The sequence below is a fragment of the Actinomyces sp. 2119 genome, from assembly GCF_003591215.1.
GTDB classification, from domain to species: domain Bacteria; phylum Actinomycetota; class Actinomycetes; order Actinomycetales; family Actinomycetaceae; genus Actinomyces; species Actinomyces lilanjuaniae.
In genome coordinates this window covers 242,229-262,442 of record NZ_QYRR01000002.1, presented here as the reverse complement: position 1 = coordinate 262,442, position 20,214 = coordinate 242,229, and the positions used below count along the sequence as shown (strand labels likewise).

Sequence of the window (20,214 nt, the reverse complement as noted above, 5' to 3'; positions counted from 1 at the left end):
GGCCGTCGGCGGGTGCCAACCGTCTCACTCGCTTGCACAGACCTGCCCCAGCTGCTGAGCCCGGCGGTGACAAGCAGAGACGAGCAGAGCAGCCGCCTTAGCTGTTGCCGATGAAGTCCTTAACGCACCTCGCGGCCTCGTGCGGCACCTCGGACAGCAGCAGGTGCGAGGTGCCCGGGAAGTCGTCAGCCAGCGTGAAGCCGCCCCTGACATGGTCACGTATGTAGTCGGTGTTGACCGTGGAGTACAGGGGCGTCTCCGGCATCAGGTACAGGAAGGGCACGTCGATCTTGTCCATGGCCGGGCGCTGGTCGGTGCGGAACAGCGAGTACCACAGCGCGGCGAACACGAGCGGGTCCACGGACTTACGCATCGCCGCGATGGCGGCAGCCTCCTCCTGGGCGGACAGCTCCTGCAGCCTGGGGTTCATGAGGGTCTTCGCGATGAACCAGGAGCCGTAGGCGCCGTCGTCGAAGATGCGGTCGAGGTCGGAGTGGAAGTCCTCGTCGCTCCACTCCCCCTTGCCGATACCGCCCTTCCAGCCGTCGTTGCGCAGGTAGGGGGACATGTCTACCGCGACGACGCGGCGCAGGCGGCCGGTCCCGTACTGGTTGACGTAGCTGAAGGTCGCGGCAGCCCCCATCGAGTGGCCGACGGCAGTGACGCCTTCCAGACCCAGGTGCGTGACGACGTCGTTGAGGTCCTGGCCGAGGGTGCGCACGTTGAGGTGGAGGCGGGCACGGTCGGAGTCGCCGTGACCGCGCTGGTCGTAGAGGACCACGCGGTGCTCCTGACTGAGGTCGTCAATGAAGTCGGCCAGGTCGTAGTGCGACGAGCCCAGCCCGTGGATGACCAGCAGCGTCTCCCCCGAGGCACGCTGTGCGTTCCTGGCGGGGCGGTCCTCGTAGTAGAGCCCGGTTCCGTCCTGAGCCGTGATATAGGGCAAGATCCCTCCTTGTTAGCTGGGGTCTTGGGTCTGATCAGCCGCGGCCGATGCAGCAGAGAGTCCGACGGTACTACATGGCAGGACCGTGGGCCACGAAAAATCAGGTTTCAACCTCGACAGCCTCCACTGGGAGCTGCAGCTGAGTGGCAACAGGGGTATACAGGTCCATACCCTGCTCGCGGGCTGTCAAGGAAATGAGCAGCGCGTAGCGCACGGGCAGGTCCTGCCTGTCCTGCCGCTTGTTGTTCTTCCACCACCCGCCCACCGGGTAGACGGCGACGTGGTTGCACGCAGCGAGGTCTGCGCCGGTTCCGGTCCACTCGTCCTGGTGCAACGAGCCGGTGTGGCGCGCCTGCGGCCCAAGGAACCACCGGTCAGAGGTGCTTGAGCCGCCGCCTCTCGTCCTCCCGCTCTCCTCGTCACTCGCCTGCCTGTTAACTCTTCTCAGAAAGTCCTCAGCGCCTTCCGTCGGAGCCTGGAGATCGAATCGCAGCCCATGGGAGGCGTAGGCGTACTTACCCTTCCAGCCACGCCTGGTAGCGGAGGGCTCGATGAAGTAGGACAGCGTCACACGCAGGCACACGCTCTCGCCGCCAAGATCCTGCAGCACCTCCCGGGGCCAGGGAAGTGAGTGAAGCCGCAGCTCTCGCAGCCTGAAGTTCTCGCCAATCGGACGGAACTCGTCCTGAACCACCATCGTCACGGCCGTCTGTGAGGATGAGAGCACGGAGTCCTCAGTGGGAACGCCCCATCCGTAACGCCGAAGCAACCTAGCGCGCTCGCCTTTCTTCCCGGCAGCCTCGATGCTCTTTCGCATCACCGACGTCCACGCAGCCTCATGCACGAGGAGAGCCCGAACTGTCTCCGGCCAGTAGGACGGGTAGCGGGCCATAGCAAGAGCCGCGAGCCGCGCCGCCTGCGCGGTGGCAGCGCTCGTCGCATTCGCGGATGCCAAGGTGACATCATTACGTATACCCACAGAGCGGAGCGACAGGAGTGGATGCTTGGGCTCCTTGTCCTCTCGGCTACGAAAGAGGACATTACCTCCTTCCAGACAGATCTCAGGCTTGATCGGCCACGGCCTGTCACCGAAGAGGAGGGAGGTACGGCTGTGCGGCGATAGCTCGCCTGCCGTCGCAAGTGGGCGATAGTGTCGAAAGGTTGGATCAGCCGGTTGCATGTCCAGATCCGTGAAAGCGCCGACAGTGAGAGCGTTCCACGACTGCCCGGGATCCTCGACAGCAGAAGTATCCGAGTTGTCCAAGGGTGTGTCGGTGTACTCGTCAACGTTTGCAGCAGACACGATAATGAGCCTGGAGGTCGTCCGGTCCGGCCCCGACAGCAACTTGACCACATCATCCTCAACGACGATGTCCGTGCCGACTGCCAGGGCGTCCACAGCGGCCGACCACAGCGTCGGCTCACCAGGACCCGCATCAGGTTTCGCGCTAACAGGCATGCAGAATACACGTGGTTGCCGCACCTTGATCTCTGGTAGAGAGACCGCCTCTATCGTGGCGCTGGCGTAATCTCTCTGGCCGACCCACGGACCCCCTTGTGCTCCGGCTATAATTCGGACTGACTCCAGTCGGTGGAGCAGGTGCACCTCCTGGGTCCCCAGAAGAAGTTCCTCCAGATGTGGACCATACAACCCAATCCCTGCCATCGCAGTTCCATGTCCGTGGCGATCACCAGGGTCAGAGCCGACGAGTGCGTGCTGGTCATCGCTTGACAATGACCCCTTAATGAGCCGGTGTCCCCGGAACACGCCTGTATCAAGGTGGCACACTGTAGGCGCACCTTCTGGTGCTGGCTCAAGTCGCTCTAGGAGATCTAGAACCCACTCCACCTGCTCCTCGTCATCAAGGTCCTCGGTGGTTTCAGTCATGAACGAGGGCCTACGAATCTCTGTCAACGGTAAGTCCGTCGCGGTAAGTGGTTCCAGCTGCTCCCACGTAGCACGGACATACACGATCACGGCATCACGGACCTGCGTCCGCCGGTCCAGCCTCTCCAGCCCGTATGCGCCTAGAACTCGGTCAAGCAGTCCTGGCCGCTCTCTACGCGGGTCCAGCCACAGTTCCCACCACGTCAGTGTTCTGCCCGGAGCCCTAGTACCTGACGTCCACAGATCTTCCAGGAACATCGTCCGCACTCTGGCAATGTTGGCCACGAGCTCGTTGTTCCTGGGACTGCCGACACTACCGTCCTTCTTATTAGTACCATCTTTCTTGGGGTCAAGATAGTCTTCGAAGAGCTGAATAAACTCCGCCCTGAACTCGTCCGCCACCCAGATTACAGCGAGTTCGGGAGAGGTCTTCGTTGCCGGGTGGACTGACAGGAGGAGCCACCGTGGCTTTCTTCCAGTTCTTGTAGGCTGCGCCAAGGATGTGAGCCTGTCAAGCTGGAGGCTGAACTTGGCACCAGGACCTTCAAGAGTCAGGCATGTTCCCGTAGCACTGAGAATATCCTCCACATCTTCCCGGGCACGGCTGACGTCTGCAGAACTGAACGCCGCCTGGATCTCATCGAGCAGCTGTCCACCATGAGCCGCCCGGTCAACAGCCCTGACTGCGGTCCTACCGCTGGATGCAATTCTTTCCATCGATTTCACTCGATCACGGACGAGCAGGTGGTCGAGGCCGGTGGTCCCAGGCACAGGAACTCCTTACCCCAGGCTCGCCAGACGGCGAGCAGCCAGCGCTGACTCAAGATCCGCACGCGTCACAGCGCTGTCCCCCCGCATGAGTGCTGACTTCGCAGCCGACTCAGCAGCCTTGACGAGGTCGGCGTGGCTGAGCCCCCGGGTCAGTGCGCCCAGACCGCCGAGCGGCACGCCCTTGACCAGTGAGCCCAGCCTCTTGCGGATCAGCGTCTGCGCCTGCTTGCCGCCGGGCAGGGAGTACGCCAGGACGGCGTCGAAGCGTCGGAAGAGCGCCCGGTCCAGGATTGCGCGGTGGTTGGTTGCAGCAATAACGATGGACTCAGGACTCGCGGACTCAAGAAATAGAAGGAAGGAGTTGAGGACGCGTCTGGCCTCACCCACGTCGTTGCCACTTCTGTCAGCACCCAGGGCATCAAACTCGTCAAAAAGGTAGACGGCACGACGGGTGGACACCTCGTCGAACACAATTCGAAGCCTGGATGCCGTCTCACCCATGAACCTGCTCATCAGGCCGTCCAGGCGCACAGTGCACACGGGAAGCGACAGTTCCGAGGCAATGACAGAGGCTGTCATCGTCTTACCCGTACCCGGAGGTCCCTCAAGCAGCAGCCGGTGCGTCGGGACAAAGCCGTGCTCCATGAGGACTGCCCGCTGACGCTGCTCCTGGATGACCTGCACGATCTGCCCGGCGAGCTCCGCAGAGGTCACCAGGTCACGCAGGCGTTCCCGAGGCTCACGCACGTCCATGACCTCGGCCACGTCACCCTGCGGACGAGGCAGTGTGGTCACCTCTGCCAGCGGGGTCCGCGGCCTGGACCGGGAGGCCTCCACGGCCTTCTTGATGTCACCGGCCAGCCGGTGGTGTCCCTGACGCGCCTCCCGGGCGGCGACCTGGAGCACGACCGAGTAGAACGCCTCGTCGTCACCGGAGGCGTGGCTGCGGACCATGGCGGTGATGTGTGAGCCCTGGCCAGCCATCAGCATCCCCCCGCACGGTTGCAGTTCCGGTACCCGTCTCGCTGCCATGGTACGTCAGAGGATGAACGCGCATGCCAGGCGCGCAGGTCCTGCGAGGAGCCGCACTCCTGCATGTTCGCCTGCGGCATCCCTCTCCCGCAGTCATCTGCGCGAGCGCGGAAAACTCTCACGTCACCCCACACTACCGCGCCTGCCTGCGGCGCGCGGCGGCGGGACCGCCGATGCGGTCGTGGTCAGCAGTCAAGGACTCGTCAGGCAGAGGAGCCGCGTTGCGGCAACCGGTCGCAAGCGCCGGTTCACGTCCCATGCTGGCAGTACAGTGGAGGAGGCAGGAAGGGGGTCCGCCATGTCAGCACCCACAGACAACCTGGTCCGCGTGTTCACGGAAGAGGAGCTCGAGGATCGCAAGTCTGCGGTGATCGACAGGCTCGAGCAGCGTTTCGGCAGCCTTGAGCGCGCGCTGAAGCGCGAGGAGGACTGGGACTACGACGACGATGAGGCCGCTCTCTTCTCCGACTACCACGCTGTCACCTTCCTCCTGTCCGACTGATGGAGGACTTCTCGGCTCAAGCGCGCCAGACACACGACTTCGCGGCCCAGACCACCGCCACCGTGCGCACGGTATGTCTTGATGCGCCCGACTACGTCGCTCAGGCCGCTGTCCGCAAGAACATCTGGAAGGCAACAGTAGCCACCCCAGGAGACAAGCCGGTGGCTCTAACTGTTGCGGGCAGAAGGCTCCTTCGCCTCAAGGTCTCCTATGAGTGCACGGCGTCACCACGCCACTCCTTCATGGTTGTCGAGAAGTCGGCCTTCATCCTGCTGCCCGCGCAGGGCAGTGAACCCCTGGTGCGACTGGAGTACCTACGACACCCGAACTCCGACTGGACCTTTGACGGGGACAGCCGCTTCAGGTGCGACTGGAGTACCTACGACGCCCTCGCTCTGACGTGCCCTGCTGCCACCTCCAGGTCCACGCCCACCGCGACGACTGGACCTTCGCCATGACCCGCAACGGCGTCGGGAGCGGTCGACGCAAGGTCGCCCGGCGCGCTGGCGCGGAGCGCGCTCCCCAGCTGTCTGACATTCACTTCCCGGTGGGTGGGCCACGTCTGCGGCCTACCCTGGAGGACTTCCTGGAGATGCTCATCCACGACCTCGGCGTGGACCATAGCGGTGACGCCCTGGAAGTCCTCCAAAAGCAGCGTGCGGCCTGGCGAGTCAACCAGGTGCGAGCGATGACGGCCTCGCTCCCTGATGTGGCCGCAGAGGCACTGCGCGATGCGGGGTACACGGTGACTGCACCAGACGACAGCAGCATCCACCCCGACCGGCAGACCTGGCTCACCCGCTACTGACCACCGAGCCGTGCCAACCGCTGAAACCAAGCAGCAGAGCACGACGCGCGCCGGGGACCGCGGTTAGTTGCGCACGTCCAGGGGCGGCAGGGAGCTCACGATCTGCTGCGTGCGCATGGAGACGGCTGCCACACGGGCGATGAGCTCCAGCAGGTAGAGGGGCCGGGCGGGCTCGGTGGGGCCGCCACCCGCACCCTCGGCCATCCAGTCGTTGGGGTCGTTGACGATCCCGGAGGCCTTGTCGGACTTGGCCTGGTAGCGGTCGATGAGCCAGTCCAGGCCGCTGCGCGAGCCCAGCAGGTAGTCCTGCGCCGCCTCCGGGATGCCCGAGACGGTCACGTGCTCGTTGTAGACGATGGTGGTCTTGTCATCGGCCTGCTTGCCATCCACCCGGGTCTTGGCGTAGCGCATCTTGGTGACGTGCAGCAGCGCCGGGGCAATCCGGTCGCGCTGCGCCCACGGCACCTCCTTCCCGTCAACGGTCAGGGTCAGCGGCCAGGGCTCCACGGTCTCGTAATCCAGGTGGAGGTCGGCCAGTCCGCGCCCCGCGGTGGCAATGGTGATGAAGTCCGCGCGGGAGGCGACCAGCGGGATGCGCGGCAGGGACTTCTTCAGGTCCGCGCCGTAGCGGCTGCGGTAGTCGGGCGAGTGCAGCAGCCCGTAGACGTAGTAGAAGACGTCATCCTTGCTGACCGTCGGCCCGTAGGCCTCCCGGTAGGCGTGCAGGGTGGCGTCGGTGATGTTGTCCACGCGCCGGTATCCGCCGATCACCTCGCCCGCGCCCGCGCCGTCCAGGCTCCCGCCCTCATTGCCGACGACGGCGCTACCGGCCCGGCTGCGGTCTCGCCGGAGAGCCAGCCCAGCAGCCGGTTGCGCTTCATGATGTTCATGGAGCCGTCCACGTGCCTGACCTCGACCGACTCCAGCAGTCGCTGCGGCCCAGCATCATTGCCACCCGCTGGAGCGACGGCGTCCTCCGCCTCGGGCAGACCGCTGCGGTAGTCCTGCGCGACGTCGTTGAAGGACTCGGCGAAGCGCTTGGAGCTTCTGATGTCCCGGGCGAAGGCGACGGCGGTGCGCATGGGCTGAATGTCGGTGCCGTACTCGGCCAAACTCACAGAGCGCTTGGCCAGCGCATTCCAGCAGCCGACGATGCGGGCGGCGTCGTCCAGCCGGAGCTGGCCGTCCTCAGCGAGGGAGGACTGGAGCCTCCTAGCCACGGCGTCCTCGGACACGGTCAGGACCAGCACCTTGTAGTCGGTGAGCAGGTTGCGGGAGACCGCCTCACCGAAGCCCAGCCGGAAGAGCTCCTTGCCGTAAGTGTCGGCGTCGTCCATGGAGGCGAGCACCGCGTTCTTCTGGCCGGCGCGCGCCTTGGTGGAGTCGTCGTAGATGCGGGGAGTCGCCGTCATGTACAGACGCTTGCGGCCACGCAGGTAAGCGTTGTCGTGGACGCGGACGAAGGCGGACTCGTCCGCTCCGGCGAGTGTGGCGCCGGTAGTGCGGTGGGCCTCGTCGCAGATGATCAGGTCAAAGTCTGGTGCCCCGAGCTCCTGCGCCCGGGCGACGACGTCGATGGACTGGTAGGTGGAGAAGACCACCGTCATGGGGGTCACTCCGTCGACGGGGGCGGCGGGCCGGGTGAGCCGACGGGCGAGGGCCTCGGCGTCGGTGGTGGCGGGGATCGCCAGGTCCACCACCGAGATGTCCTCACTCAGCGAGGACGTCCCCGCCTTGCCGCGGCCCTTGCCGACCTTGTTGTCCGAGCAGACCGCAAAGGACCGCAGCGGCGCCTGGGCCTGCGCACTCCACTCAAGCAGCGTCTGCGACAGCAGGGCGATGGAAGGAACTAGGAATAGGGCTCTCCCCCCCCCCGCTTCCAGCCATGGCCTCGGCAATGCGCAGCGAGGTGAAGGTCTTACCGGTGCCGCAGGCCATAATGAGCTTACCGCGGTCGGCCGTGGCGAGCCCCTGGGTCACCGCATCGAGCGCACGCCGCTGATGCTCGCGCAGCGTCTTACGGCCGACGCGCTCCATGACCCCCGGGGTGGCGAGGTTGAACTTGTCCCAGTCAATGGTCGAGCTGAACAGGTCGTCCAGGCCGATGCGGGAGACCGGTATCGCCTGGTTCTCCACTGTGTCCGCAGCCGCGGAGTTCCACTTGTCAGTGGTGGAGACGAACAGGCGCGAGGTGAACTCCCCCGTGCCCGACTCAGCCAGGAAGGAGTCGACGTCGTCCTTGGAGACCCGAGCCTGCGGGTCATAGAACTTGCACTGCACTGCGCACAGGTCGCCGGTCTCGCGCTCACGCGCCACCAGGTCGACGCCGCGATCCGGACGGGTGCCGCGCCCCGGCCAGTCCTTCCACATCCAGACCTCGTCGAAGCGCTCGACGTAGCGGGGGTCGGTCAGGAGGAACTGCCGCACCAGGCGCTCAAAACTCGTCCCCCTGCCGCGCTGGGTCTGGGCCTCAAAGTACAGTTCGTCCAGGATGGCAGCGATGCGTGGCTGGCTCACGCGGCTGAGCATACGGGAGCCAGCTCCCGCAGGGCCGCAGGGTGTGCCCAGGAAGTCCGGGAGCCCCGCGCTCCAGCTCCAACCTCACCCGGGAACCGACCTTCCAAGTCTGGAGCCTCAGAGCTGGAAGCCCGGACTGAGGATCCAACTCCACTTGCACCCTGGAGGCGAAGATCCAACTCTCGGCCCCCAGAGTTGGAAGTTCGCACCGGGACTACCCGGTGAATTCCCGCGACCAGCCCTGCGTCAGTCCGGGTACTGCATAGGGGCGTCCATGATCTGGAGCACCTCTGGTGCATACCACTGCTGCCGACCACCACGCCCAGCCGCGCCAAGGCTGACCAGCCACCCTCTGCTCTCTGCGGTGCGAATGAGGTTGCGCGCTCCCTGGTTGGTCATGCCGAGGCTGACCTGAACTGACTGTGCGGTCACGTAGGGGTTTCGCATGACGATCTCCACCAGCGCAGTCAGGTTCGAGCGGCTCCGGGAGGCCTCGGACAGGTAGGTCTCACGCAGCTGGATCAGCGCTCTTGCCCGGGTAACAGCGTCATCAGCCTGCTCTCGTACCGCACGGAGGAAGAACCGGAACCACCCGTCAATGTCCCCTGCCTCCCTGACGTCCTGGAGGGCGGCGTAGTACTCGTCCCGGTGGGTCTCAAAGTAGTGGGACAGGTAGAGAAGCGGCTCGGACAGACGTTGACGCTCCATGAGGAGCACGTTGATCAACAGTCGGCCGATCCGTCCGTTACCGTCCAGGAACGGGTGGATCGTCTCGAACTGGTAGTGCATGAGCGCCGCCTGGACCAGGGGCGGCAGGCTCCTGCCATCGTCATTGACGAAGCGCTCCCAGTCCGTCATGAGCTCGGGAAGGTGCGCTGGCAGCGGCGGGACGAAGGCTGCCGTCTCAGGCGTTGCCCCGGGTCGCCCAACCCAGACTGGCGAGCGCCTGTACTCACCAGGGTTCCTGGACTCTCCCCGGACCCCACGCAAGAGGACCTCATGCACCTGGAGCACGAGCCTCTGGGTAATCGGAAGCGTCTTGACCAGCTCGTAGGCCAGGTCGGTGGCCTCCAGGTAGCGGCGTACCTCCATGACGTCGTCGGAGTTCGCCTGCTCGTTGACCTCGGCCTGGAAGACCTCTGACAAGGAGGTCTGGGTCCCCTCGATCTGGGAGCTGGCCAGAGCCTCGCGGCGTCGGTAGGGGCCGATGAGCAGGCTCGGGTCGCTCACCAGGGTACCTAGGCCGTGGAGAAGACCCAGGGCACCGTCCGCCTCCGACAGCGCCGCTACGACCTCCCGCCCCAGATCCAGATCCCGGGGGATCGGCTTGGGCAGGTAGTAGGTGAAAGCGTAGCGGTTTCCCGGTTCACGGGCCGGCGCCCCGAAGAGGCTGTCCGCGAAGTCCCTGGCTTCCACGCGTCGGAGCATACAGCCCTCGGCTCCCAGACCTGAAGGACCAGGTTAGCGACCCACCAGATCCACTTCCAGCCGCACCCGGGAGCCGCGCCCCTGAGCCTGACAGGTGCCCAGGCTGGCAGCCTCAGAGCTGGAAGCCCGGACTGAGGATCCAACTCCACTTGCACCCTGGAGGCGAAGATCCAACTCTCGGCCCCCAGAGTTGGAAGTTCGCACCGGGACTACCCAGGCCACTGGCAGCGGCGCGCGCCTGTCTGGTGCGGTTTGCGTGTAGATGGAGGCCGTCCAGATGAGGGGGAGCGCTGCGCACCAAGCTCACTCCATGTGGCTCTCCCGGCGTCCAGGCAGCCTGACGCGGCTCCCGCTCCTGCAAACGCCTTCCAGCCTGGCTGGATCTGTGCCAGCCCACCTGGCACAGATCCCAGTGAGGTAGAACTACTCACACCACAACACCCATCCCATCCACGCCCGTGGCCAGGGCGACCAGGTCCGGAGTGAGGCCGAGGCGCGCCGTCGCACCGCCAGGGCCGACAGCCAGGCCGGTCTTGACCTTGTCGAAGATTCGATCGACCGCGCCTCAGGTATCGCCGGGACCATCGTGGGCGACGCAGCTCCTCGGGTCGCCCAGGCCGTCACCGGCCGCATCGATATCGCCGATCTCGCTGATCTCGCCGATATCATGGACGCCGTCAGCCCAGGCTCCCTGGGCGGCACCTACTGCGGCAACCCGGTGGCCTGCGCTGCCGCCGCTGACCATACCCGATGACCTCCTCGCCCAGGAGCTGGACATCCTCGCCCAAGCCCTGGAGAGCAACCCGCTGAGGAGCCTCCCGGCCCCTGACCGCCGGGTCGGGCCGTCGGCCTGGGCAGACGTCGGCCTGGGCAGACGTAACCGGAGCCGGGCCGCCCCCGTGCAGCACCCGCCACGGCAAGCACCGGTCGGCGCCAGCCACCCCCACCATGACCACCGCTACCAGGAGAAGACATGACCCGCCCCACCACCCCCGTGGCCGACACAGACGGCCCAGCCAGCAGCCCGCTGGACGACGCCAAGGCCCAGCTGGCCGACGCTGTGGAGTTCCTCAACCTGGACGCGGGCACGCACCAGATGCTCGCCACCCCCAGGAAGGAGGTGACCGTGTCCGTCCCGCTTCGCCGCGACGACGGCTCCATGGAGCTGTGCCTGGGCCACCGGGTGCAGCACAACATCTCCCGCGGCCCCGCCAAGGGCGGTATCCGCTACTCCGGCAGCGTCAACCTGGACGAGGTCCGCGCCCTGGCAATGTGGATGACCTGGAAGTGCGCCCTGCTCGACCTACCCTATGGGGGCGCCAAAGGGGGCGTGGCCATCACCCCGGAGAACTACTCCGAGCGCGAGCTCGAGCGCCTCACCCGCCGCTACACCTCCGAGCTCATCCCCATCCTGGGACCGGGCAAGGACGTCCCCGCACCCGACATGGGCACCAACGAGCAGACGATGGCCTGGATCATGGACACCTACTCCGTCTCCATCGGCTACACGGTGCCCGGTGTCGTCACCGGCAAGCCCGTGGACCTGGGGGGCTCCCAGGGGCGTGCAGCAGCCACCTCCCGCGGTGTCGTCTACTCCGTCCTCAACGCCATGGAGGCCCTCGACCTGGACCCGGTCGGCTCCAGCGCCGTCGTCCAGGGCTTTGGGAAGGTGGGACGCGGCACCGCCCGCTTCCTCCACGACGCCGGGGTCAAGGTCCTGGCCGTCTCCGATGTCCACGGCGCCGTACGCAACGACGCCGGTATCGACGTGCCCGCCCTGGAGAGCCACGTCGACGCCGAGGGGACGGTCGTGGGCTTCCCTGGCGCCGACCCGACACAGGCTGGCGAGATCTTCTCCGTCCCCTGCGACGTCGCCGTACCCGCTGCCGTGGAGGGTGTGATTACTGCGGAGACGGCACCCAGCGTCCAGGCCAGGCTCGTCGTCGAGGCCGCCAACGGACCCACGACACCAGCTGCCGACGCCGTCCTGGCCGACAGGGACGTGCTCGTGGTCCCCGACATCCTGGCCAACGGCGGGGGCGTGGTCGTGTCCTACTTCGAGTGGGTCCAGGGAAACCAGGCCTACTGGTGGACCGAGGAGGAGGTCAACGACCGGCTGCGGACCCGCATGAACAAGGCCTGGGCCGAGGTGACCACCTTCGCCCGGGACCACGACCTGTCACTGCGCACCGCAGCGACCACCATGGCAGTCAAGCGTGTCGCCGAGGCGCACGACTCCCGCGGCCTGTACCCGTGAGCCGCCGCACCAGCAACCCACCGACAAGACAGTCGAGATCTCGCAGGGACACCGGTGGACGCCTCCGACGCACCACCGACAAGGCAACAAAAGGCAACAAAAGGCAACAAGGAGCCCTCATGACCTACATCCTGGCCCAGGCCAGCCCCGAGCTGGTCTCCTACCTGAAGGACCTCCACCCCGAGGAGGGCCTCCTCCTGGACGGGAGCATGGCAGGCGCCCGTGACGGCGCCCTCTTCGACGTGGTGGACCCGGCCAGCGGGGAGGTGCTCGCCCGCTGTGCCGACGCCTGTGTGGAAGACGCCACCCGGGCTGTCGACGCCGCAGCCGCCGCCCTGGGGCCGTGGAGTGCCACCGCTCCCCGCGAGCGCGCGGAGGTCCTGCGCCGCGCCTTCACCCTCATGGTGGAGGAGGTCGACGACCTGACCCGGCTCATCAGCGCTGAGAACGGCAAGTCACTGGCTGACGCGCGCGCCGAGGTCCTCTACGCCGCCGAGTTCTTCCGCTGGTTCTCGGAGGAGGCGGTGCGTACCGAGGGCGGGTTCGGCGTCTCCCCCGCCGGGGGGACGCGCACCATCGTCACCCATCGTCCCGTCGGAGTGGTCGCCATGATCACGCCCTGGAACTTCCCCGCGGCCATGGGCACCCGCAAGATCGCCCCGGCGCTGGCCGCCGGGTGCACCGTGGTGCTGCGCCCCGCCTCCCTGACACCACTGACCGCTGTCGCGCTGGGAAGGATCCTCCAGCGCGCCGGGGTACCCGCCGGCGTGGTCAGTATCGTGCCCTCGACGCGCTCCGCCGAGGTGTCGCAGACCTGGCTGGCCGACCCCCGGGTCCGGGCGGTCTCCTTCACCGGGTCCACCGAGGTAGGACGCACGCTCCTGGAGCAGGCGGCACGCCGGGTGCTCGTACCCTCCATGGAGCTGGGTGGCAACGCTCCCTTCGTCGTGGCTGCCGACGCCGACGTCGAGGCGGCGGTTGCCGGAGCCGTCCAGGCCAAGCTGCGTGGGGGCGGGCAGGCCTGCACGGCAGCGAACCGCTTCTACGTGCACGCCGACGTGGTCGAGACCTTCACCGAGGCACTGGGTGCCGTGGTGCGCGACCTCAGGGTCGGGCCTCCGCTGGCGGACGAGGCCAATCAACTCGGCCCCATGGTCAGCGCTCGCGCCCGTGACCAGGTCAACGCCCTGGTGGAGGAGGCCGTGCAAGCCGGAGCCCGTGTAGCAGCCAGCTCCTCGTGCCCGCAGGAGGGCGGCGGGTTCTTCCTGCCGGCACGGGTGCTGGCCGACGTCGCTCCTGACGCACAGGTGCTACGCACCGAGATCTTTGGCCCGGTCGCGCCCGTAGTCGCCTGGCAGGAGGAGACGGACCTCCTGAGGTGGGTCAACGACAGTGAGCACGGACTGGCCGGGTACGTGTTCTCCCAGGACCTGGGCTGGGCGCTGCGCCTGGCCGAGCGCATGGAGGTGGGCATGGTCGGGATCAACCGGGGGCTGGTGTCCGACCCCGCTGCTCCCTTCGGGGGGCTCAAGCAGTCCGGACTGGGTCGTGAGGGCGCCCGTGAGGGCATCCGTGAGTTCCAGGAGACGCAGTACTTCTCCGTCGCCTGGTAACGGCTGCTGGCTATACAGCCCGCATCACCGCGAGCACAGCAGCAAGCAGGCCGAACACCGAGCAGGCCGAACACCGAGCAGGCCGAACACCGAGAACGTCATAGGACAACAAGGTGCCTTGTTGTCCTATGACGTTTTCGTTGCCTGGGTGAGGACCGCACCCTGCTCCTAGGACCCAAGTCCCAGACATTCATGTATACTCGTCGAACTTATTGCCGTGCACAAGGAGGTGCATCCGCATGAGTCCAACCACCGCCCCGTCCTCGCCCGTCCCAGCCTCCTCCAAGCACCCTCCCGAGCACCCGGCACCCCGGCTGGCGCAGCGCCGTCGCAGCATCGGGGTCGTGCTGGGGCTTGCCCTAGCAGTGCTGACCTACATCGCCTTCCCCTCCTCCGCCATCGACCAGGTCAATGCCGCAGCCGTGGCCTCCGGCGAGGAGGCCGCCTTCACCGACACCGGCTTGCGCACGGTGGCTGCGGCCGCAGTACTGCTGGGCCTGTGGTGGATGACGGAGGCGATCCCGCTGGCTGCCACCGCCCTGCTGCCCCTGGTCATCTTCCCAGCCCTCCAGGTGGCTGACTTCGAGGAAGTAGCAGCCCCCTACGCCTCGGACACTATCTTCCTGTTCATGGGCGGGTTCATGCTGGCCCTGACCATGCAGAGATGGAACCTCCACCGCCGTATCGCCCTTCGGGTGGTGCTGTGGGTCGGTACCAGGCCCCGGTCACTAGTTCTGGGCTTCATGGTGGCCACGGGCTTCCTGTCCATGTGGGTATCCAATACCGCCACGGCCGTGCTCATGCTGCCTATCGGCGCCTCCGTGCTGGGGCTGGTCTCCTCCCTGGCCGGTGGCAGGCAGCGGATACGACGCTTCTCCACCGCGCTCATGCTCGCCATCGCCTACGCCGCCTCCATCGGCTCGGTCGGCACGATCATCGGCACCCCGCCTAACGCCCTGCTGGTGGCCTACCTCTCGGAGACCCACGGGGTCGAGATCGGGTTCGGGCAGTGGATGCTGGTGGGGGTGCCGCTGGCTGCCGTCCTCATGGTGGTGGCGTGGTGGCTGCTGGTCTACGTGCTGCTGCCTCCCGAGATCGACACGGTTCCCGGGGGCCGCGAGGTCATTGAGGAGGAGTGGCGTCGCCTAGGGCCCATGAGCGGCGGGGAGGTACGCGTCAGCATCGTGTTCCTGGCTGCGGCCGCCTCCTGGGTGCTCGTCCCCACCCTGCTGGAGAGGACCGGGGCCGCCCTGAACATCTCCGACGCCCTCATCGCTATGGCGACCGCCGCCATTTTGTTCCTCCTGCCCGGGGACCGTGCCCAGGGGACCCGCCTGCTGGACTGGGCCACCGCCAAGGAGGTGCCGTGGGACGTGCTGCTGCTGTTCGGCGGCGGACTTTCCCTGTCATCCATGTTCTCCCGGCTCGGGCTGTCGATCTGGATCGGGGAGCAGGCCAGGGGGCTGGAAGTACTGCCCACTGTCCTGTTCGTGGCCGCGGTGGCACTGCTGGTCATCGTGCTCACCGAGCTGACCTCCAACACCGCCACGGCAGCCGCCTTCCTGCCCATCATGGGGGGCGTGGCCGTCGGTATCGGGCTGACTCAGCAGGAGCCCGCCAACGTCTTGCTGCTGACGGCACCGGTCGCCCTGTCGGCAACCTTCGCCTTCATGCTGCCGGTGGCCACACCGCCCAACGCCGTGGCCTACGGGTCGGGCTACGTTCGGCTCGCAGACATGGTCCGCTCCGGGGTCTGGCTCAACATCATCGGCATGGTGCTGGTGACGCTGGCTGTCATGGGCCTGGTGGTCCCAGTGTTCGGGCTGAGCCTGTGAGGCTCCGGGGGTGCTCAGCGCTGTTGAACGTGGAGGCACCCCACCCAGCACGCCCCGGCTCGCCTGAGAGGACCGCCTCGCCCGCAAGGTGTTCGCGTTCACACCACCCTTGAGGGTTCGTGCTGAGAGCATCCACCTGGGCGGCACCACCGTCGTAGCCGTCAACGTCGAGGAAGCAGCCGTCAACGACAAGCCGATGACCTGAGCCCTACCGCTGTCAACGACTTCGCGGCCTCCGTCAGACACTCCACTCCCGCCCTCCAGGATGCTGCCGACGACAAGATCCTCCTGCGGATGAACGTCCTCGCAGGCACCGGCGAGGCCACGGTCGCCGGCCTCTATGCGCTGGGCACCTACCCCCAACAGCACCTTCCGCACCTCAGCCTCACCGCAGCAGTCGACCTTGGCAACGCAACAGACTCGACCCGTCGTGCGATGAACCGCAAGGACTTCACCGGCCCACTCCCCACGATCCTCGACGGTGCCACCGAGTGGGTGGCCCAGAACGTCTCCAGCACCCTGGTTGTCAGCACTGACGGCCGTTCCAGCACCGAGTTCTCCATCCCGCTCGTCGCCGTGAGAGAGGTCGTCGCCAACGCCCTCGTCCACCGTGACCTGTCGGACGCGACCGCAGGACGCGCCGTCGAACTGCGGCTGACGGACAAAGGGATGGTGCTCACCAGTCCTGGCGGACTCTGGGGACTGAGCGTCGATCAACTCGGGACACCGGAAGGCAAGAGCGCCGTCAACGAGTTCCTGTACGGCATATGTCGGCATATTGGTGGGCGCGACCACCGCGTCATCGAAGCCACTGCCAGATCCATCGGTGACCCGGGCGCCCACATCACCCCTCGGACTGCCTCGCCACTCCCGCCAGGTGACCCACACTCAGGCAGGTTGTCCAGACACGGACAGTCACCATCACAGCATGCAGCTCACGCAGCCCTCAACCTCGGTGCCGGTGAGCGCCGCCTGGCGCACCCGCCTACGGGGACTCAGAGGCGGTCCTGCCGCAGCCAGGCGGGTGCAGCAGGGCCAACTGCGGCCGCCTTCTGCATGGCCACGGCCACCTGTATAGGCTCAGCAGAGGACACAGCACGCTACCGGCACAGATTCTCTCTTGCCAGGCGCCTCGGCAGCACCGTACACTAGGGATGTGCGTTGCACTAGCAGCGCAAAGTGTGCCCGGCAGCCTTCCGGACGGTGGGCGAGCCGGGTTTCGCGTACCTGGGAGCAGCCCAGACCGTTATCGGTGCGTTGGCCCCCTGTCACACACTGAGTTCGATGACCTTGATGTCGATACCGTTCAGCCGTCTCCGCCATTCCCCGCCCTTGTTCCAGGACCAGCTGATGGCATCGGCGAGCCACAGCAGAGGCTCTTCATGGTCTCGAAGATGGTCATAGGTCCCTTCCCAACCACAGCCGAGCACCTGCTGAAGGATCTGCCGATCAGCCCTCATCACGGAGTCATTCTGGTCCAGGACCAGGCGTCGGCAGGCGCTCGCACGTACGGATTCAGCCAGTCGGCGAAGACACTGGGGACGGCCGACCTTCGGCCGTGCATTCGCACGGTAGACCTTGGCGCTCATGGGCATCTCAGTCATCATGTCGATGAGTGCTTTGCGAACCTCCGGACGCTCCCTGGAGTCCTCGGAGTCGCCCTGCACCACTGCTGTCCTCACAGCATGCAGCTCACGCAGCCCTCAACCTCGGTGCCGGTGAGCGCCGCCTGGCGCAGACGGATGTAGTAGAGGGTCTTGATGCCCTTGCGCCAGGCGTAGATCTGCGCCCGGTTGACGTCGCGAGTGGTGGCGGTGTCCGGGAAGAACAGGGTGAGGCTCAGCCCCTGGTCCACGTGCTGGGTGGCAGCCGCGTAGGTGTCGATGATCTTCTCGGGACCGATCTCGTAGGCGTCCTGGTAGTACTCCAGGTTGTCGTTGGTCATGTAGGGCGCCGGGTAGTAGACGCGGCCGATCTTGCCCTCCTTGCGGATCTCGATCTTGGCGACGATCGGGTGGATGGAGGAGGTGGAGTTGTTGATGTAGGAGATCGACCCGGTCGGCGGCACCGCCTGCAGGTTGCGGTTGTACAGACCGCTCTGCCTGACCTTACGGGCCAGCTCCGCCCAGTCCGCACGGGTGGGCACGTGCACACTGGAGGCCTCGAAGAGCTCGCGCACACGGTCAGTCACCGGCACGAAGTCCTGAGTCACGTACTTCTCGAAGAAGGAACCGTCGGCGTAGGCGGAGTCCTCGAAGCCCACAAAGCTCTGGCCCCGCTCCACCGCCAACTCGTTGGAGGCGGTCAGGGCCGCGAACAGCACGCTGGCAAAGTACACGTTGGTGAAGTCCAGCCCCTCCTCAGACCCGTAGTAGATGCGCTCCCGGGCCAGGTAGCCGTGGAGGTTCATCTGCCCCAGGCCGATGGCGTGGGACTCACGGTTGCCCCGGTCGATGGAGGGGACGCTAGGCAGGCGGGTCTGGTCGCTGACCGCCGTCAGGCCGCGCACCGCGGTGCGGATGGTGCGCGCGAAGTCCGGGGAGTCCATCGTCCTGGCGATGTTGAGGGAACCCAGGTTGCAGGAGATGTCCTTGCCCACGTGGGTAAAGGACAGGTCCTCGCCTAGGACGCTGGGCTCGCTGACCTGGAGGATCTCCGAGCACAGGTTGGACATGACCACCTTGCCCTTGACCGGATTGGCCCGGTTGACCGTGTCCTCGAACATGACGTAGGGGTAGCCGGACTCGAACTGGATCTCCGCCAGGGTCTGGAAGAAGGTGCGGGCGTTGATCTTGGTCTTCCTGATCCGCCCGTCGTCGACCATCTCCCGGTACCTCTCAGTGACATTGACGTCAGCGAAGGGTATCCCGTAGACGCGCTCGACGTCGTAGGGGCTGAAGAGGTACATGTCCTCGTTAGCCCGCGCTAGCTCAAAGGTGATGTCGGGAATGACCACGCCCAGCGACAGCGTCTTGATACGGATCTTCTCGTCGGCGTTCTCGCGCTTAGTGTCCAGGAAGCGCATGATGTCAGGGTGGTGGGCATGCAGGTACACCGCCCCTGCACCCTGGCGGGCGCCGAGCTGGTTGGCGTAGGAGAAGGAGTCCTCCAGCAGCTTCATGACGGGGATGACGCCGCTGGACTGGTTCTCGATCCGCTTGATGGGGGCGCCCATCTCCCGCAGGTTGCTCAGCAGCAACGCCACGCCGCCGCCGCGCTTGGACAGCTGGAGGGCGGAGTTGATACCGCGGGCAATGGACTCCATGTTGTCCTCGATACGCACCAGGAAGCAGGAGACCGGCTCGCCGCGCTGCGCCTTGCCCTCGTTGAGGAAGGTCGGGGTGGCCGGCTGGAAGCGCCCGGTCATCATCTCCTCGACGAGGTCCAGGGCCAGCGTCTCGTCACCGTCGGCCAGGGTCAGGGCCACCATGGTGACCCGGTCCTCGAAGCGTTCCAGGTAGCGCTTGCCGTCGAAGGTCTTGAGCGTGTAGGAGGTGTAGTACTTGAAGGCGCCCAGAAAGGTCTCAAAACGGAACTTGTGGGCGTAGGCGGCCTTGAAGGCCGTCTTGACGAAGGCCGGGGAGTAGCGCTCCAGGACGTGGCCCTCGTAGTAGCCCTCGCTCACCAGGTAGTCGAGCTTCTCCTCCAGGTCGTGGAAGAAGACCGTGTTCTGGTTGACGTGCTGGAGAAAGTACTGGCGGGCTGCCTGGCGGTCGGCGTCGAACTGGATGAGCCCGTTGGCGTCATACAGGTTCAGCCTGGCATTGAGGGCGTGGTAGTCCAGGTCCGGGGACGGCGCGGTCTCCGTGCCGGTGTCCGTCAGCGTGTCTGCCAAAAGTTATCCAATCCTTGCTTGACGCGTTCCACGTCGGTCGGGGTGCCGAGCAGCTCGTAGCGGTACAGCACAGGTACGCCCAGCTTGCTGGCGATGATGTCGCCGGCCAGGCCGTAGGCCTGGCCGAAGTTGGTGTTGCCCGAGGTGATAACCCCTCGGCACAGCGCCCGGTTGCGCGGGTCGTTGAGAAACCTGATGACCTGCTTAGGCACTGCACCCTTGACGGAGCCACCGCCGTAGGTGGGCACCACCAGAACGTAGTCCTCCTCCACCCGAAGCGCCCCGTCCGCGGGACGCAGGGGGATACGAGCACTGGGTAGGCCGAGCCTGCTGACAAACCTGTGGGTGTTCTCCGAGGTGGAGGAGAAGTAGACCAGAAGGGGTGGCCCAGGAGGCTGGCTGCTCATACAGCAACAGCATCCAGCGCAGAGATCAGACGGCGACGGCCTCAGCCGCAGCCGCCAGGGCCTTGATCCTGTCCGGACGGAAGCCGGACCAGTGGTCGCCGCCAGCGGTAACCACCGGCGCCTGGGCGTACCCCAGGGCACGAACCTGCTCCAGGGCCTCGGCGTCCTGGGTGACGTCCACCGTCCGGTAGGCCAGGCCGGCCTTGTCCAGGGCACGGTAGGTAGCCGAGCACTGGACACAGTTGGGCTTGCTGTAGACGGTGATCGCCATGTCGTCCTCTTCCTCAGGTTCCCGCGGCCCCTCCAGACCGTCCCCCCGTGAGAGGGCCGACCCGGAGGCGGCCACGCTGCTGCCATTCACGGCTGGCGCGAGCG

Annotated in this window: 20 protein-coding genes; 8 read left to right on the top strand and 12 right to left on the bottom strand. The window is 66.2% G+C overall.

Annotated elements, in window-relative coordinates; all coding sequences use genetic code 11:
• Positions 1-97: 97 nt before the first annotated feature.
• The 4 genes from D4740_RS02955 to D4740_RS13140 all read right to left on the bottom strand — a co-directional run bounded on the left by D4740_RS02955 (position 98) and on the right by D4740_RS13140 (position 4,896).
• Complete coding sequence (locus D4740_RS02955; protein WP_182911323.1) at positions 98-946, bottom strand: alpha/beta fold hydrolase; 849 nt, start codon at positions 944-946, stop codon at positions 98-100.
• Positions 947-1,046: 100 nt separating this feature from the next.
• Positions 1,047-3,605 carry a S8 family peptidase gene (locus D4740_RS02950; RefSeq protein ID WP_220475010.1) on the bottom strand — a complete coding sequence of 853 codons (2,559 nt, stop codon included), beginning with the start codon at positions 3,603-3,605 and terminating at the stop codon, positions 1,047-1,049.
• Between the two features lie 9 nt (positions 3,606-3,614).
• On the bottom strand, positions 3,615-4,595 hold the full coding sequence (locus tag D4740_RS02945) for an AAA family ATPase (RefSeq protein WP_259390626.1): 981 nt from the start codon (positions 4,593-4,595) through the stop codon (positions 3,615-3,617).
• A 175-nt stretch (positions 4,596-4,770) separates the two neighbouring features.
• Positions 4,771-4,896 carry a hypothetical protein gene (locus D4740_RS13140; RefSeq protein WP_259390625.1) on the bottom strand — a complete coding sequence of 42 codons (126 nt, stop codon included), beginning with the start codon at positions 4,894-4,896 and terminating at the stop codon, positions 4,771-4,773.
• Positions 4,897-4,935: 39 nt separating this feature from the next.
• Here D4740_RS13140 and D4740_RS02940 point away from each other — a divergent pair, with 39 nt between their 5' ends.
• Genes D4740_RS02940 through D4740_RS13130 form a run of 3 tightly spaced genes read left to right on the top strand, consistent with a single transcriptional unit; the run spans position 4,936 to position 5,947 of the window.
• Positions 4,936-5,139: a hypothetical protein gene (locus D4740_RS02940; protein WP_119835437.1), complete on the top strand. Its 204-nt coding sequence runs from the start codon at positions 4,936-4,938 to the stop codon at positions 5,137-5,139.
• Positions 5,139-5,597 (top strand): hypothetical protein, encoded by a 459-nt coding sequence (locus D4740_RS13135; RefSeq protein WP_259390624.1) that lies wholly within the window; start codon positions 5,139-5,141, stop codon positions 5,595-5,597. Before D4740_RS02940 ends, D4740_RS13135 begins: the two co-directional genes overlap by 1 nt.
• Positions 5,594-5,947: a hypothetical protein gene (locus tag D4740_RS13130; RefSeq protein ID WP_259390623.1), complete on the top strand. Its 354-nt coding sequence runs from the start codon at positions 5,594-5,596 to the stop codon at positions 5,945-5,947. The genes D4740_RS13135 and D4740_RS13130 overlap by 4 nt, the downstream gene beginning before the upstream one ends.
• A 63-nt stretch (positions 5,948-6,010) precedes the next feature.
• Here the strand turns inward: D4740_RS13130 and D4740_RS13125 are convergent, their stop codons facing one another.
• The 4 genes from D4740_RS13125 to D4740_RS02920 form a co-directional block, all read right to left on the bottom strand.
• Positions 6,011-6,697, bottom strand: a complete 687-nt coding sequence (locus D4740_RS13125) for a type ISP restriction/modification enzyme (RefSeq protein ID WP_259390622.1) — start codon at positions 6,695-6,697, stop codon at positions 6,011-6,013.
• A 17-nt stretch (positions 6,698-6,714) separates the two neighbouring features.
• Entirely contained in the window at positions 6,715-7,845 is a 1,131-nt protein-coding gene (locus D4740_RS13120; RefSeq protein WP_259390621.1) for a DEAD/DEAH box helicase family protein, read from the bottom strand.
• Positions 7,760-8,464, bottom strand: a complete 705-nt coding sequence (locus D4740_RS13115; protein ID WP_259390620.1) for a restriction endonuclease — start codon at positions 8,462-8,464, stop codon at positions 7,760-7,762. Before D4740_RS13115 ends, D4740_RS13120 begins: the two co-directional genes overlap by 86 nt.
• Positions 8,465-8,710: 246 nt before the next feature.
• On the bottom strand, positions 8,711-9,880 hold the full coding sequence (locus D4740_RS02920) for a Fic family protein (protein WP_205570060.1): 1,170 nt from the start codon (positions 9,878-9,880) through the stop codon (positions 8,711-8,713).
• 598 nt (positions 9,881-10,478) lie between these two features.
• Between D4740_RS02920 and D4740_RS02915 the strand changes: the two genes are divergently transcribed.
• The 5 genes from D4740_RS02915 to D4740_RS02895 all read left to right on the top strand — a co-directional run bounded on the left by D4740_RS02915 (position 10,479) and on the right by D4740_RS02895 (position 16,749).
• Positions 10,479-10,646 carry an aminotransferase class III-fold pyridoxal phosphate-dependent enzyme gene (locus D4740_RS02915; RefSeq protein ID WP_119835433.1) on the top strand — a complete coding sequence of 56 codons (168 nt, stop codon included), beginning with the start codon at positions 10,479-10,481 and terminating at the stop codon, positions 10,644-10,646.
• A 219-nt stretch (positions 10,647-10,865) separates the two neighbouring features.
• Positions 10,866-12,149, top strand: coding sequence for a Glu/Leu/Phe/Val dehydrogenase (locus tag D4740_RS02910; protein ID WP_119835432.1), 1,284 nt, complete (start codon positions 10,866-10,868; stop codon positions 12,147-12,149).
• A 119-nt stretch (positions 12,150-12,268) separates the two neighbouring features.
• On the top strand, positions 12,269-13,762 hold the full coding sequence (locus tag D4740_RS02905; protein ID WP_119835431.1) for an NAD-dependent succinate-semialdehyde dehydrogenase: 1,494 nt from the start codon (positions 12,269-12,271) through the stop codon (positions 13,760-13,762).
• 239 nt (positions 13,763-14,001) lie between these two features.
• Positions 14,002-15,597 carry a DASS family sodium-coupled anion symporter gene (locus D4740_RS02900; protein ID WP_119835430.1) on the top strand — a complete coding sequence of 532 codons (1,596 nt, stop codon included), beginning with the start codon at positions 14,002-14,004 and terminating at the stop codon, positions 15,595-15,597.
• Positions 15,598-15,891: 294 nt separating this feature from the next.
• Positions 15,892-16,749, top strand: coding sequence for a hypothetical protein (locus D4740_RS02895; RefSeq protein ID WP_119835429.1), 858 nt, complete (start codon positions 15,892-15,894; stop codon positions 16,747-16,749).
• 116 nt (positions 16,750-16,865) lie between these two features.
• On the opposite strand, the gene D4740_RS13110 is transcribed toward D4740_RS02895, so the two are convergent.
• Genes D4740_RS13110 through nrdH form a run of 4 tightly spaced genes read right to left on the bottom strand, consistent with a single transcriptional unit; the run spans position 16,866 to position 20,110 of the window.
• Positions 16,866-17,264: a hypothetical protein gene (locus D4740_RS13110; RefSeq protein ID WP_259390619.1), complete on the bottom strand. Its 399-nt coding sequence runs from the start codon at positions 17,262-17,264 to the stop codon at positions 16,866-16,868.
• An 11-nt stretch (positions 17,265-17,275) separates the two neighbouring features.
• A complete protein-coding gene (nrdE, locus tag D4740_RS02885; protein ID WP_119835428.1) occupies positions 17,276-19,432 on the bottom strand; it encodes a class 1b ribonucleoside-diphosphate reductase subunit alpha in 2,157 nt (718 codons plus the stop codon).
• Positions 19,417-19,839: a class Ib ribonucleoside-diphosphate reductase assembly flavoprotein NrdI gene (nrdI, locus tag D4740_RS02880; RefSeq protein WP_119835427.1), complete on the bottom strand. Its 423-nt coding sequence runs from the start codon at positions 19,837-19,839 to the stop codon at positions 19,417-19,419. Before nrdI ends, nrdE begins: the two co-directional genes overlap by 16 nt.
• A 25-nt stretch (positions 19,840-19,864) precedes the next feature.
• Complete coding sequence (nrdH, locus tag D4740_RS02875; protein WP_119835609.1) at positions 19,865-20,110, bottom strand: glutaredoxin-like protein NrdH; 246 nt, start codon at positions 20,108-20,110, stop codon at positions 19,865-19,867.
• Positions 20,111-20,214 lie beyond the last annotated feature (104 nt).